Source organism: Paraburkholderia sp. GAS333 (assembly GCF_050435665.1).
Classification (GTDB): domain Bacteria; phylum Pseudomonadota; class Gammaproteobacteria; order Burkholderiales; family Burkholderiaceae; genus Paraburkholderia; species Paraburkholderia fungorum_A.
In genome coordinates, this window is the sequence record NZ_JBNDKS010000001.1 from 82162 (window position 1) to 95724 (window position 13563).

The 13563-nt window shown below is 62.4% G+C and carries 13 protein-coding genes; 9 read left to right on the forward strand and 4 right to left on the reverse strand.

The genetic code is table 11. The features are described from left to right. The first annotated feature begins 201 nt into the window (after positions 1 to 201). The 6 genes from araG (at position 202) to pyrF (ending at position 6818) form a co-directional block, all read left to right on the forward strand. Positions 202 to 1746 (forward strand): L-arabinose ABC transporter ATP-binding protein AraG, encoded by a 1545-nt coding sequence (gene araG, locus ABH945_RS00375; protein ID WP_074765801.1) that lies wholly within the window; start codon positions 202 to 204, stop codon positions 1744 to 1746. A 54-nt stretch (positions 1747 to 1800) separates the two neighbouring features. Then, positions 1801 to 2817 (forward strand): L-arabinose ABC transporter permease AraH, encoded by a 1017-nt coding sequence (gene araH, locus ABH945_RS00380; protein WP_074765799.1) that lies wholly within the window; start codon positions 1801 to 1803, stop codon positions 2815 to 2817. Positions 2818 to 2864: 47 nt separating this feature from the next. Then, on the forward strand, positions 2865 to 3665 hold the full coding sequence (locus tag ABH945_RS00385) for an SDR family NAD(P)-dependent oxidoreductase (RefSeq protein ID WP_074765796.1): 801 nt from the start codon (positions 2865 to 2867) through the stop codon (positions 3663 to 3665). Continuing rightward, positions 3662 to 4576: an SMP-30/gluconolactonase/LRE family protein gene (locus ABH945_RS00390; RefSeq protein WP_429249405.1), complete on the forward strand. Its 915-nt coding sequence runs from the start codon at positions 3662 to 3664 to the stop codon at positions 4574 to 4576. Before ABH945_RS00385 ends, ABH945_RS00390 begins: the two co-directional genes overlap by 4 nt. Before the next feature lie 220 nt (positions 4577 to 4796). Beyond that, positions 4797 to 5849, forward strand: coding sequence for an aldose 1-epimerase (locus ABH945_RS00395; RefSeq protein WP_429249406.1), 1053 nt, complete (start codon positions 4797 to 4799; stop codon positions 5847 to 5849). A 153-nt stretch (positions 5850 to 6002) separates the two neighbouring features. Continuing rightward, entirely contained in the window at positions 6003 to 6818 is an 816-nt protein-coding gene (gene pyrF, locus ABH945_RS00400) for an orotidine-5'-phosphate decarboxylase (RefSeq protein WP_074765791.1), read from the forward strand. A 121-nt stretch (positions 6819 to 6939) separates the two neighbouring features. Here the strand turns inward: pyrF and ABH945_RS00405 are convergent, their stop codons facing one another. From ABH945_RS00405 to thiL, 4 genes are read right to left on the reverse strand one after another with little or no spacing between them, the layout of a single operon-like run. Next, the gene (locus tag ABH945_RS00405; RefSeq protein WP_429249407.1) at positions 6940 to 7446 is read right to left on the reverse strand and encodes a cupin domain-containing protein; all 507 of its coding nucleotides are present in this window, start codon (positions 7444 to 7446) and stop codon (positions 6940 to 6942) included. A 33-nt stretch (positions 7447 to 7479) separates the two neighbouring features. Then, positions 7480 to 7980: a CinA family protein gene (locus tag ABH945_RS00410; protein WP_074765787.1), complete on the reverse strand. Its 501-nt coding sequence runs from the start codon at positions 7978 to 7980 to the stop codon at positions 7480 to 7482. A 44-nt stretch (positions 7981 to 8024) separates the two neighbouring features. Further along, complete coding sequence (locus ABH945_RS00415) at positions 8025 to 8597, reverse strand: phosphatidylglycerophosphatase A family protein (protein ID WP_171910232.1); 573 nt, start codon at positions 8595 to 8597, stop codon at positions 8025 to 8027. Beyond that, positions 8587 to 9588: a thiamine-phosphate kinase gene (thiL, locus tag ABH945_RS00420; protein ID WP_429249408.1), complete on the reverse strand. Its 1002-nt coding sequence runs from the start codon at positions 9586 to 9588 to the stop codon at positions 8587 to 8589. The genes ABH945_RS00415 and thiL overlap by 11 nt, the downstream gene beginning before the upstream one ends. A gap of 207 nt (positions 9589 to 9795) precedes the next feature. Between thiL and ABH945_RS00425 the strand changes: the two genes are divergently transcribed. The 3 genes from ABH945_RS00425 to ABH945_RS00435 all read left to right on the forward strand — a co-directional run bounded on the left by ABH945_RS00425 (position 9796) and on the right by ABH945_RS00435 (position 13541). Next, positions 9796 to 12135 carry an NADP-dependent malic enzyme gene (locus ABH945_RS00425; RefSeq protein WP_074765783.1) on the forward strand — a complete coding sequence of 780 codons (2340 nt, stop codon included), beginning with the start codon at positions 9796 to 9798 and terminating at the stop codon, positions 12133 to 12135. A gap of 418 nt (positions 12136 to 12553) precedes the next feature. Further along, entirely contained in the window at positions 12554 to 12964 is a 411-nt protein-coding gene (locus ABH945_RS00430) for a ribonuclease (protein ID WP_074765781.1), read from the forward strand. 16 nt (positions 12965 to 12980) lie between these two features. Then, on the forward strand, positions 12981 to 13541 hold the full coding sequence (locus ABH945_RS00435; protein WP_074766562.1) for a barstar family protein: 561 nt from the start codon (positions 12981 to 12983) through the stop codon (positions 13539 to 13541). Positions 13542 to 13563: the final 22 nt, after the last annotated feature.

Genomic DNA, 13563 nt, shown 5'->3' on the forward strand with positions numbered 1-13563 from the left:
AGTGAACTGCCGGCGCGTCATTTTCAGGGGACATCTCTGAACGCGGCGCGTCGGTGGCAGGAATAAAAGAAGCGGTAGAGACAGGCTGGGTTGAGTGCGTCCACGAGGCGTTTCACAACGCGGTTCATATGAAGCAGCAATAACTGCATGGGATTGGAGTCAGTGCTTTGCACCAGAAACTCTGATCTATTAGGAGGCGAAGTGTCAGCGACGCTACGTTTTGACAATATCGGCAAAGTCTTTCCAGGCGTGCGTGCGCTCGACGGTGTGTCCTTCGACGTCAACGTCGGCCAGGTTCACGGCCTGATGGGCGAAAACGGCGCAGGGAAGTCGACCCTGCTGAAGATTCTCGGCGGTGAATATCAGCCCGATTCGGGCCGCGTGATGATCGACGGAAACGAGGTGCGCTTCACGAGCGCGGCGTCTTCGATCGCGGCGGGAATCGCGGTGATTCACCAGGAATTGCAGTACGTCCCCGATCTGACGGTCGCGGAAAACCTGCTGCTCGGCCAGTTGCCCAACTCGCTCGGCTGGGTCAACAAGCGCGAGGCAAAACGCTTCGTGCGCGAACGCCTCGAAGCGATGGGCGTCGGCCTCGATCCGAACGCGAAGTTGCGCAAGCTCTCGATCGCACAACGGCAGATGGTCGAAATCTGCAAGGCGCTTTTGCGCAATGCACGCGTGATCGCGCTCGATGAACCGACCAGTTCGCTGTCGCACCGCGAGACCGAAGTGCTGTTCAAGCTGGTGCGCGACCTGCGCGCCGACAACCGCGCAATGATCTACATCTCGCACCGGATGGACGAGATTTACGAACTGTGCGACGCCTGCACGATTTTCCGCGACGGCCGCAAGATCGCTTCGCACACGACGCTCGAAGGCGTGTCGCGCGACACCATCGTCAGCGAGATGGTGGGGCGGGAAATTTCGGACATCTATAGCTATTCGCCAAGGCCGCTCGGCGAAGTGCGTTTCGCGGCGAAAGCGATCGAAGGTCACGCGCTCGCGCAACCGGCCAGCTTCGAAGTGCGGCGCGGCGAGATCGTCGGCTTCTTCGGCCTGGTTGGCGCAGGCCGCAGCGAACTGATGCACCTCGTGTATGGCGCGGATCGCAAGAAGGGCGGCGAACTGCTGCTCGACGGCAAGCCGATCAAGGTGCGCAGCGCGGGCGAAGCGATCCGGCACGGCATCGTGTTGTGCCCGGAAGACCGCAAGGAAGAGGGCATCGTCGCGATGGCGACGGTGTCGGAGAACATCAACATCAGTTGCCGCCGTCATTATCTGCGCGGCGGGATGTTCCTCAATCGCAAGAAAGAAGCGGAAACCGCCGACCGGTTCATCAAGCTGCTGAAGATCAAGACGCCGAGCCGTCGCCAGAAAATCCGCTTCCTGTCGGGCGGGAATCAGCAGAAGGCGATTCTGTCGCGCTGGCTCGCGGAACCGGATCTGAAGGTCGTGATTCTCGACGAACCGACGCGCGGGATCGACGTCGGCGCGAAGCACGAAATCTACAACGTGATCTATCAGCTTGCCGAACGCGGTTGCGCAATCGTGATGATTTCGTCGGAATTGCCGGAAGTGCTCGGCGTGTCCGACCGGATCGTCGTGATGCGCCAGGGCCGGATTTCCGGCGAACTGTCGCGCAAGGATGCAAACGAACAAGCGGTGTTGAGCCTCGCGTTGCCGCAAAGCTCGACTGCACTGCCCGGTACCGGAACTGAAACCGCTGCCCAGCAGGCGGCCTGAACATTATTCGGACGCAAGTCCGGCAACCCGTGGGGAACGGGAGGAGTCTTCATCATGCAAGCTAGAGAAAACCTCGCGCAGCAAGCCGCCAAAGGCGCGGCGGAAGCGCTGATTCCAGCGTCGAACGACAAGACGAAATGGTGGCAGCAGATCACCGAGTACAGCCTGATCGTGATTTTCGTCGTGATGTTCGTGACGATGTCGCTGACCGTCGATCACTTCTTCTCGATCGAGAACATGCTCGGCCTCGCACTGTCGATCTCGCAGATCGGCATGGTCGCGTGCACGATGATGTTCTGCCTGGCGTCACGCGATTTCGATTTGTCGGTAGGGTCGACGGTCGCGTTTGCGGGCGTGCTGTGCGCGATGGTGCTGAACGCGACCGGCAACACGTTCATCGCGATCATTGCCGCAGTCGCAGCGGGCGCGGTGATCGGTTTCGTCAACGGCGCGGTGATCGCGTATCTGCGCATCAACGCGCTGATCACGACGCTCGCGACGATGGAAATCGTGCGCGGTTTCGGCTTCATCGTGTCGCACGGCCAGGCAGTCGGCGTGTCGTCGGATACGTTTATCGCGCTGGGCGGTTTGAGCTTCTTCGGCGTGTCGCTGCCGATCTGGGTCACGCTGCTGTGCTTCATCGTGTTCGGCGTGATGCTCAACCAGACCGTGTACGGCCGCAACACGCTGGCGATCGGCGGCAACCCGGAAGCATCGCGTCTGGCCGGTATCAACGTCGAACGCACGCGCGTCTACATCTTCCTGATTCAGGGGGCGGTGACCGCGCTGGCCGGTGTGATTCTGGCGTCGCGTATTACGTCGGGCCAGCCGAATGCCGCTGAAGGTTTCGAGTTGAACGTGATCTCGGCGTGTGTGCTCGGCGGCGTGTCGCTGCTCGGCGGACGCGCGACGATTTCCGGCGTGGTGATCGGCGTGCTGATCATGGGCACGGTCGAGAACGTGATGAACCTGCTGAACATCGACGCGTTCTATCAGTACCTCGTGCGTGGCGCGATCCTGCTCGCCGCCGTGCTGCTCGACCAGTTGAAGAACCGTGGCTCGCGGGACTGATCCCCGAACCTCGTCACTTATCTAACCGCTCTTAAAGGAATCGAACGATGTCGTCTCCGGCCAATGCAAACGCCCGTCTCGCGGATACCGCGTTCGCGCGCTATCCGAGTCTCGTCGACCGCACGGTGTTGATCACGGGCGGCGCGACCGGAATCGGCGCATCGTTCGTCGAGCATTTCGCGGCGCAAGGCGCACGCGTCGCGTTCTTCGACATCGACGCGAGCGCCGGTGAAGCGCTCGCCGACCAGCTCGGCGATTCGAAGCACAAGCCGCTGTTCCTGACGTGCGATCTGACCGATATCGACGCGCTGCAAAAAGCCATCGCCGACGTGAAGGCCGCGCTCGGCCCGATCCAGGTGCTGGTGAACAACGCCGCGAACGACAAGCGTCATCAGATCGGCGACGTGACGCGCGAGTTTTTCGACGCGGGTATCGCGGTCAACATCCGTCACCAGTTCTTCGCGGCACAAGCGGTGATGGAAGACATGAAGGCGGCCAACAGCGGCGTGATCATCAATCTCGGCTCGATTAGCTGGATGCTGAAGAACGGCGGTTACCCGGTCTACGTGATGTCGAAATCGGCGGTGCAAGGTTTGACGCGCGGTCTCGCCCGCGACCTCGGCCATTTCAATATCCGCGTGAATACGCTGGTGCCGGGCTGGGTGATCACGGAGAAGCAGAAGCGCCTGTGGCTCGACGACGAAGGGCGTCGTCAGATCAAGGAAGGGCAGTGTATCGACGCCGAACTCGAGCCGTCCGACCTCGCGCGCATGGCGCTGTTTCTCGCGGCCGACGACAGCCGCATGATCACCGCGCAGGACGTCGTGGTCGACGGAGGCTGGGCGTGAGTTCGGGCGTGCCTTCCAGCTCGACCTCGCAAAAGGCGACGCTGCTGCTCGATACGAAATGCACGCTTGGCGAATGCGCGACCTGGTGCGCGAGCACGGATCGCTTCTACTGGACGGATATCGAAGGCGCGCGTTTGTGGCGCTACGATCCGGTCGACGGCACCAACGCGTCGTGGCCGATGCCCGAGCGGCTCGCCTGCTTCGCGTTGTGCGCAGACCCGCGTTTTGTGCTGCTCGGTCTCGCGTCGCAACTGGCGTTTTTCAATCTGACGACCGGCGAAATCCGTCCTGTCGTCGATGTCGAACCGGGCCTGCATACGCGAGTCAACGACGGACGTTGCGACCGTCAGGGCCGCTTCGTGTTCGGTACGAAAGACGACACGTCGCCGGCGCAACCGATTGGCGGTTTTTACCGGCTCAACCGCGATCTGTCGCTGGAACGCCTGCCGCTGCCGTCGCCCGCGATTGCGAACAGCATCGCGTTCAGCCCGGACGGCGCAACGATGTACTACTGCGATTCGCTGGCCTTCGAAATCCGCGCCTGCGACTATCATGCGGACGGCGTTATTTCCAACGACCGCCTGTTCTTCCGTCTGCCGGACCGCAGCGTCGAGCCCGACGGCTCGACCGTCGATAGCGACGGCGGCTTGTGGAACGCGCAGTGGGGCGGCCGTCGCGTGGTGCGTTATGGCCCCGATGGCGTCGAAACCGAACGCGTCGAGGTGCCGACCGCTCACACGAGTTGCGTCGCGCTGGGCGGCCCGCAACTCGACACGCTGTACGTCACGAGCGCGCGCGCCGATCTCGACGAAGCGGCGCTCGCGATCGATACTCACGCAGGCGGTGTGTTCGTGGCGACGCAAGCGCGCCACGGTTTGCCCGAGCCGGTGTTCCAGGGCGCGCCTGCATAGCGCAGAATGACGCAGCCGGCCACCCAGTCGATCGGGTGGTTGGCATCCGTAGTGATCCTGACCGAAATCCAGAAGTTGAAGTCGCAATTCCAGTGATTTTCAGTGGCAGCAAATCGGCAGCTTGTAGTTGGACCCTGAGGCGATCCGTACACAAAAAAATCGCCCTACCGCATCTGTCAGCAATGACACCAACGTCTCACGCCTCTCGATGGAGCCAGATATGACTGTTGCGAATCTTGTTTCCGCTTCTTCTCCTACCTCTCAGAGCCGGCGCTCGCGGCTGGCCGCGGCGGCCAATCCGGTGCTGGCCGGACCGAGCACGTCGGCGGTCGCGGTCGGCGAAACCAGTGCCGGCGACGTGGCATGCATCACGCTCGCCAATACGCATTTGCGCCTCGACGTTGCGCCGACTCTCGGCGGCGGCGTCACCCGTTTCGACTGGCGCAACGACGGTGCGCTGACGCCGATTTTCCGCAGCTGCCGTCACGTTTCCGCCGATACGCAACCGAACCAGCTCGCCTGCTATCCGCTGCTGCCGTATTCGAACCGGATCGGCGGCGGACAATTCAATGTCGGCGGACGGCGTGTCGAAGTACCGCGCAACCGCAACGACGAACCGCTGCCGATTCACGGGGATGGCTGGCTGTCGGCGTGGCAGGTGGCCGAGTCGGACCGCGAAAACGTGCGTCTGACGCTCGATCGCCGCGACGGCAAGCCGTACGCATTCCGCGCGAGTCAGACCTATACGCTGGACGGCCCGACGCTCGTGATTGCGCTGGAAATCGAGAATGCGGGGCGCGAGGCGCTGCCGTTCGGACTCGGCGTGCATCCATTCTTCGTGCGCGACGCGGATACCGAGTTATCGGCGGCGGCCGGCGGTCTCTGGCTTTCCGGCGACGACTGGCTGCCGGTGCGGCACGTGCCTGCGCCGCCCGCGTGGCAATTCGGCGTCGCGTATCCGCTGCCGGACACCATCGTCAACCACGCTTTCACTGGATGGAGCGGGCAGGCGGCGGTGGTGTGGCCGAAGCGGCGTCTGTCGCTGAATATTGCCGCCGATACCGATTACTACGTGCTGTACACGCCGCCCGGCGAAGATTTCTTCTGCTTCGAACCCGTGGATCACCCGATCAACGCGATGAATCTGGCAGGCGGCGCGAGCGAGAACGGCATGACGTTGCTCTCACGCGGCGAGCGTCTGACGCGGACGTTCCGGTTCACGGTGGAGCGGACGGGCTTGCGCTCGATGCCGGGAGCGCGGCGGCGGTCGTGACGGAGAAAGAGGCGAATGGGCGGGGTGTAGTCGTCGGTTGCCGGTTTTAGCGGCCAGCGCCGACGCCCGTCGCCGCGCGCGCGACCCGACCCGCCGCGCAGGACGGGTAAAATACGCGCCTCTTCCGATTACCGGCTCGCCGCGAGACTCACCATGTCCAATTTCATCCAGACACTCAACGACGCCTGGCAGCGCACGAACTCGCTGCTGTGCGTCGGCCTCGATCCCGAGCCCAGCAAATTCCCGGGCGCGCTTGCGAACCGGCCCGACGCGATTTTCGACTTCTGCCGCGCGATCGTCGATGCCACCGCGCCGTATGCGTCGTCGTTCAAACCGCAAATCGCGTATTTCGCCGCACATCGCGCGGAAGACCAGCTCGAGCAACTGATCGCGCACATTCACACGAATCATCCGGGCCTGCCGGTGATTCTGGATGCGAAGCGCGGCGATATCGGCAGCACCGCCGAGCAATACGCGCGCGAGGCGTTCGAGCGCTATCAGGCGGATTCGGTGACGGTGAATCCGTACATGGGTTTCGATTCGATCCAGCCGTATCTGGAACATGAAGGCAAGGGCGTGATCGTGCTGTGCCGTACGTCGAACGCGGGCGGTTCCGATCTGCAATTCCTGGAGACGGGCGGGCGTCCGCTGTATCAGGTCGTCGCGCAACTCGCGGCGGACAAGTGGAATGCAAGCGGCCAACTGGCGCTGGTGGTCGGCGCGACGTTCCCGAAAGAGATCGAGGTGGTGCGTGGGATCGTCGGCGATATGCCGCTGCTGATTCCGGGCATCGGCGCGCAAGGCGGCGACGTGCAGGCGACGGTCAACGCCGGCCGTACCGCGAATGGCACGGGCATGCTGATCAACTCGTCGCGCGCGATCATTTACGCGGGCAAGGGTGATGATTTCGCGGAAGCCGCAGCAAAGGCGGCGATGGAAACGCGTGACCGGATCAATGCGTTCCGGTGAGTGAGGAAGGGCTGCTGGTTTGAGGGCTTGCAGCCCGTTGGATGGGTAAGGGACGCAGCGGCAGAGACGGAGTTTCTTCTGAATTCTGAATTCTGAACGACCGGCGCCGAATCCGGCCCGGTCAGCCCACCGACCTCATCCGCCCGATCAAACCCGAATGCTGCGGATACTGCCGCTTCAGCACGTCGACATCAGCCAGTTCGAACTCGCTGAACTCGAACCCCGGCGCCACTGTGCAGCCCACTAGCGCGAACGTCGCCGGATCGGCGCACTCCGCCGCGAACCACAAGCCTGCGGGCACGACCGCCTGAAATACGGCTTCGGGATGCGTCAACGTATTGCCCAGCCGGTGCGTAACGAGTGCGCCGGTTTCGTCGAGCACGTGAACCAGCAACGGCTCGCCAGCATAAAAATGCCAGACTTCGTCGGACTTGATCCGATGCCACGCCGAATGCGCGCCGTCGCAAAGCAGGTAGTAAATCGCCGTCGATGCCGAACGCGCCGAGCCGTCGTCGCGGCTTATCAGCGCCTTTGACCGGTAAGTCTCGCTAAAAAAACCACCCTCGGGATGCGGCTTCAGATCGAAGCGCCGGATCAACTCGTCTTTGGCTGAATGCGAATCGGGCATCGTTTTCCGCCATGCAAAAGGAGAAGGGGACGCTTAATGCTCGCGCTCGTCGAGCAGCGCCAGCACGCCGCGCAACGCATGAGCGGCGGCCTGCACGCGAATCTGTTCGCGATCGCCCTTAAAAACCTTCGTCTCCACCGACGTATGCAGCCGGTTGCTCCAACCGAACGACACCATCCCGACCGGCTTGGTTTCCGTGCCGCCGCCCGGCCCGGCGACGCCGGTAATCGACAGGGACACCTGCGCGCGGCTATTGCGCAGCGCGCCTTCGGCCATCGCACGCGCCACGGGTTCGCTGACCGCGCCGTGCTTGTCGATCAGGTCGGGTGGGACGCCGATCATTTCGCTTTTTGCCTGATTCGAATACGTGACGAAACCGCGCTCGAACCAGCCGCTGCTGCCGGAGATGTCGGTGATCGCGGTCGCCACCATGCCGCCCGTGCAGGACTCGGCGGTGACGAGCATCAGGCGCTCATCGCGCAGACGGTTGCTGACGCGAATCGCGAGCTGGTGAACCACGGAATCGGTAGGCATGGTGTGTCCGGGAGACAGAAGATGAGACTACGCGCGGCTGGCGCTCAAACCGACATGCGCCACAACGCGATCACGAGCAATGTGAAAAACGCGGCGACCAGGTCGTCGAACATGATGCCAAAACCACCTTTCAGGCGGCGGTCGAAATAACCGATGGGCGGCGGTTTCACCATGTCGAAGAAACGGAACACGATGAACGCCCAAAGCTGGCCGGTCAGCGTGACGGGCGTGACCATCAGCAGCACTAGCCAGAACGCGATGATTTCGTCCCACACGACTTGCGACGGATCGGCGACATTGAGCTTTTTCGCCGTGAAGCTGCAAATCCCGATTCCGGCGATAAATCCCACCACGATCAGCACCGCCCACTCGACCACGGTGAGATAGCGGCTCAACACGGCAAACGACGCCCACGCGAACAGCGTTCCCATCGTGCCCGGCGCAACCGGCGACAGGCCGCTGCCAAAACCCAGCGACAGAATATGCAGCGGATGCGACAGCATGAAACGCGCGGTCGCGCGACGCGGACGGGGCCGGGGCGCGTCCGGCCCGGGCGCCTGGGGCGACGGGCCGCCGATGAGTTCGTCGGCGGGGCCGAGCGGGGGATCAGTCTGCATGGAAGTGATCGAAGCCTTGCAACGTCAGGTTGAGCGGCGTCCCGGCGGCGTTGCGCCAGTGGATCGCCGGGCGGTCTTCTGCCGCCTGGAGAGCGCTTATTGTACCGATGCGGGCGACCGCCACGGCCGCCTTCCGACCCGCCGCTTCGACCGACGCGCGCGCTTCGGCCGGCGCAGTGAAGCAGAGTTCATAGTCGTCGCCGCCGGCGAGCGTGCAACGCTGCTGAATTTCCGGCGACAGACGGCGCAGTGCGTCGGAGCGCGGAATGGCATCGATGTCGACCGTGGCCTCGACCGACGAGCGTTCGAGAATGTGCCGCAGATCGCCGGCCAGTCCGTCGGACAGGTCGAGCGCCGCGTGCGCGACGCCGCGCAGCGCGAGCCCGAGCGGCACCCGCGGCTCCGGGCGTTCGAGGGCGCGGCGAAATGTCGCAGCGTCGCCCGGATCAGCCGACCACTCGCCGCGTTGCACGCCAAGCCCGGCGCGCGCGTCGCCGAGTGTGCCGGAGATCCAGATGTCGTCGCCCGGTCTGGCTGCGTCGCGGCGCAACGCCGATTGCGGCGGCACGCTGCCGAACACCGTCACGCACAGATTCAACGGACCGCCGGTCGTGTCGCCGCCGATCAGCTCGCAACCGTAACGTTCGGCGAGCGCGAAGAGCCCTTCGCTGAATGCGGCTAGCCAGGCTTCGTCCGCTTTCGGCAAAGAAAACGCCAATGTGAAGGCCTGCGGTTGCGCGCCCATGGCCGCAAGGTCCGACAGATTCACAGCGAGCGTTTTGTGACCGAGCGCTTCGGGATCGACATCGGGGAAGAAGTGACGGCCTTCTACCAGCATGTCCGTCGATATCGCCAGCATCTCGCCTGCTCGCGGCGCGAGCAAAGCGCAGTCGTCGCCGATGCCGAGCGTCCCTTCGGTAGCGTCAGACGGACGAACCACTGCGGCCCGGCGAGCAAAAAATCGATCGATCAGCGAGAACTCGGAGAGCATGGCGGCCAGCAGAAAAGGAAGAAACGCCGCGAAAAGCGGCTAACGGCGTGCATTGTACGAAGTTGCTGCTGCATTGGGATTCAATCCGCATGCAACTTCTTGCGGGACTTTCGACAGGGCGACACGAATCGCCGTGGACGTTCACTCCTTTTAAGTCGCGGCAGTTGCACCCGTATTGAAGGAATCGCGTAGGCAATTGGGGCTACAATGCCGTCGAACATCTATTCTAATCTGCACTTCGAAGCCCGCCTTATGTCGAATCCCGTCAATAGCAAACTCCGCGAAGCCGCCCTCGATTACCACGAGTTCCCCACCCCGGGGAAGATCGCGATCGCCCCGACCAAGCAGATGATCAACCAGCGCGACCTCGCGTTGGCGTATTCGCCGGGCGTCGCATTCGCGTGCGAGGAAATCGTCGAAAACCCGTTGAATGCCGCGCGATTCACGGCGCGCAGCAACCTGGTCGGCGTCGTCACGAACGGCACTGCGGTGCTGGGTCTCGGCAACATCGGGCCGCTCGCGTCGAAGCCGGTCATGGAAGGCAAGGCTGTTCTGTTCAAGAAGTTTGCCGGCATCGACGTGTTCGATATCGAGCTGAACGAATCCGATCCGCACAAGCTGGTCGACGTGATCGCCGCGCTCGAACCGACTTTCGGCGGGATCAACCTCGAAGACATCAAGGCGCCGGACTGCTTCATCGTCGAGCGCGAATGCCGCAAGCGCATGAAGATCCCGGTTTTCCACGATGACCAGCACGGCACGGCAATTGTCGTCGCGGCGGCGATCACCAACGGTTTGAAGGTGGTCGGCAAGGACATCAAGAGCGTCAAGCTGGTGTCGTCGGGCGCGGGCGCGGCTGCGCTGGCCTGTCTGGACCTGCTGGTCGATATCGGCCTGCCGCTCGAAAACATCACCGTGACCGACCTGGCCGGCGTGGTCTACAAGGGCCGCGTCGAACTGATGGACCCGGACAAGGAGCGCTTCGCGCGCGAAACCGACGCTCGCACGCTCGCTGAAGCGATCGGCGGCGCGGACATTTTCCTGGGCCTGTCGGCTGGCGGCGTGCTGAAGCAGGACATGGTCAAGCAGATGGCGGAGAAGCCGCTGATTCTCGCGCTGGCCAACCCGACGCCGGAAATCCTGCCGGAACTGGCGCTCGAAGTGCGTCCGGACGCCGTGCTGTGCACGGGCCGTACCGACTATCCGAACCAGGTGAACAACGTGCTGGTGTTCCCGTTCCTGTTCCGCGGCGCGCTCGATGCAGGCGCGACGACGGTCACGCGGGAAATGGAAATTGCAGCGGTCAACGCAATCGCTGAACTGGCTCGTCAGGAGCAGAGCGATATCGTCGCGACGGCGTATGGCATTCAGGACCTGTCGTTCGGTCCCGAATACCTGATTCCGAAGCCGTTCGACCCGCGTTTGATCGTCAAGGTCGCACCGGCTGTGGCGAAGGCCGCGATGGAATGCGGCGTCGCCGAGCGTCCGATCGAGGACATGGAAGCGTACGAGCAGCATCTGCAGCAGTTCGTGTATCACAGCGGCACGACGATGAAGCCGATTTTCCAGTTGGCGCGTGGCGTCGAGCCGGAGAAGAAGCGCATCGTGTTCGCGGAAGGCGAAGAAGAGCGCGTGCTGCGCGCCATGCAGATCATCGTCGACGAAAAGCTGGCGAAGCCGATTCTGATCGGCCGTCCGGCAGTGATCGAGCAGCGCATTGCGCGCTTCGGTCTGCGTCTGGTCGCGGGTCAGGACTACACGATCGTCAATACCGATCATGACGAGCGTTACCGCGATTTCTGGCAGGAATACTACAAGATGATGTCCCGCAAGGGCATCACGCCGCAAATGGCGAAGCTCGAAATGCGCCGCCGCACCACGCTGATCGGCGCGATGCTGGTGGAAAAGGGCGAAGCGGACGGCATGATCTGCGGTACGGTCAGCACGACGCATCGTCACCTGCACTTCATCGACCAGGTAATCGGCAAGAAGGAAGGCGCCAAGGTCTACGCGGCAATGAACGGCCTCGTGCTGCCGAATCGCCAGATTTTCCTGGTCGACACGCACGTGAACGTCGATCCGACGCCGGAGCAACTGGCTGAAATCACGATCATGGCGGCGGAAGAAGTTCGCCGCTTCGGTATCGAGCCGAAGGTCGCACTGTTGTCGCACTCGAACTTCGGTTCGAGCAACGCGCCGACCGCGCAGAAGATGCGCGATACGCTGGCAATCCTGCGCGAACGTGCGCCGGAACTGCATGTTGACGGCGAAATGCACGGTGACGTCGCACTCGACGCGAATCTGCGCCGCGAAGTGCTGCCCGACTCGACGCTCGAAGGCGAAGCGAACCTGCTTGTGCTGCCGAACATCGACGCCGCCAACATTTCGTACAACCTGCTGAAGACGGCAGCCGGCAACAACATCGCGATTGGCCCGATGCTGCTGGGCGCGGCCAAGCCGGTTCACGTGCTGACGGCGTCGGCGACGGTGCGCCGGATCGTCAATATGACGGCGCTGCTGGTTGCAGACGTCATCGCTGCTCGCTGATCGTCGCGATCCGGGCAGGCATGGCGCTGTTTTTCGAGGCGCCAAGCGAAAAAAAGGCGTGCCCGCAATGGGCACGCCCGAGGGTAAGCAGGGGATAGCCACCCTAAAACCAGCTACTCACACATCAAATTTCAAAGACTGCAACTGGCCACGGCGCGCTAGCCGGGGAATAGCAGTGCACGCAGCCAACGTGCTGATTAGCCTGTCATGCACTACCAATTTGCGCAGTCGGGCTCAGTTTAGCTCGATCAAGCTAAACATTCTGTCAAAACTCGTCAAACACCCACCTGTAGCCTTTCCCGCGCGATTGGATGGCCTTAGGCTGCCCGGCTAACGTTGATTCCGGGGGCTATTAGCGATACCCTTACGACTTTCATGGTCGTCAAACTCGTGATCTAACAGCGGGGAACCTTGATACATGGCACGCAAGTGGCTGCGCATTAAAGGCGTGCTGTTCGGTGCTTTTACGCTGTACGCGTTATCCGGCTCCGTGCCTGGCGCGTTTGCCCGCGACTACACGGCGCCTGTCGATACGAACGCACAGGGCACGGTCGCGCTGGCTCAGTTACCGCGCGAAGCGGTCAATACATTGAACTTGATTGCTGCTGGCGGGCCTTACCCGTATGAGAAGGACGGCATCGTATTCGGCAATCGCGAACGGTTGCTGCCGGCCCATCGGCGCGGCTATTACCACGAATACACCGTTCCCACGCCTCGTGCGCACAATCGCGGGGCGCGTCGCATCGTCTGCGGAGGTCCGCTAAAGCGAACCGACAATTGTTACTACTCGGACGACCACTACACCAGTTTTAATCGTATTGTTGAATGACATCGGGATGAACGGCATGAGCGACAACGTCTACGCGCACGATACCGGAGTCGCGACGGATCTTTTCGCGGCCGGCGACGGCAATTTGTTCCAACGCGTCATGAAGATGCGCGCCGGCGAGCAGGGTCGCGATAACCAGAGCGAAGCTGGCACGGTGGTTTCATCGAACGAGGAGCCCATGAGCCTTTTCAAGACCGTACGACCGAACATCGTACAGTCGATCCGCGCGTTCCGCGTGCAGGATCTCGCTGACGAAGCCAGCCAGCTCGGCCAGCATTTTCTGTATGCGTACTGCGCGAACGCGGCGTCCAAACAGGAAGTGCTCGAAACCATTGCTACGTCGTTCCTGTTTCCCAAGCATTTCGGCAAAAATTACGACGCGCTTTATGACAGCCTGACCGATCTCGTTCATAAAGCCGGTACGCAGCCGGGCTTTGTGATCGTGCTCGACCAGTTGCCGGTGGCGCAGAAATTCGACAAGGAAGGGCGCGAGACGCTGCTCGACGTGTTCCGCGAGGCCGCCGAATTCTGGGCCGAGCGCAAAGTGGCGTTCCGGGTGTTTTACTCGTTTGCGTGATATTCCGCACAGATAGCTGCAC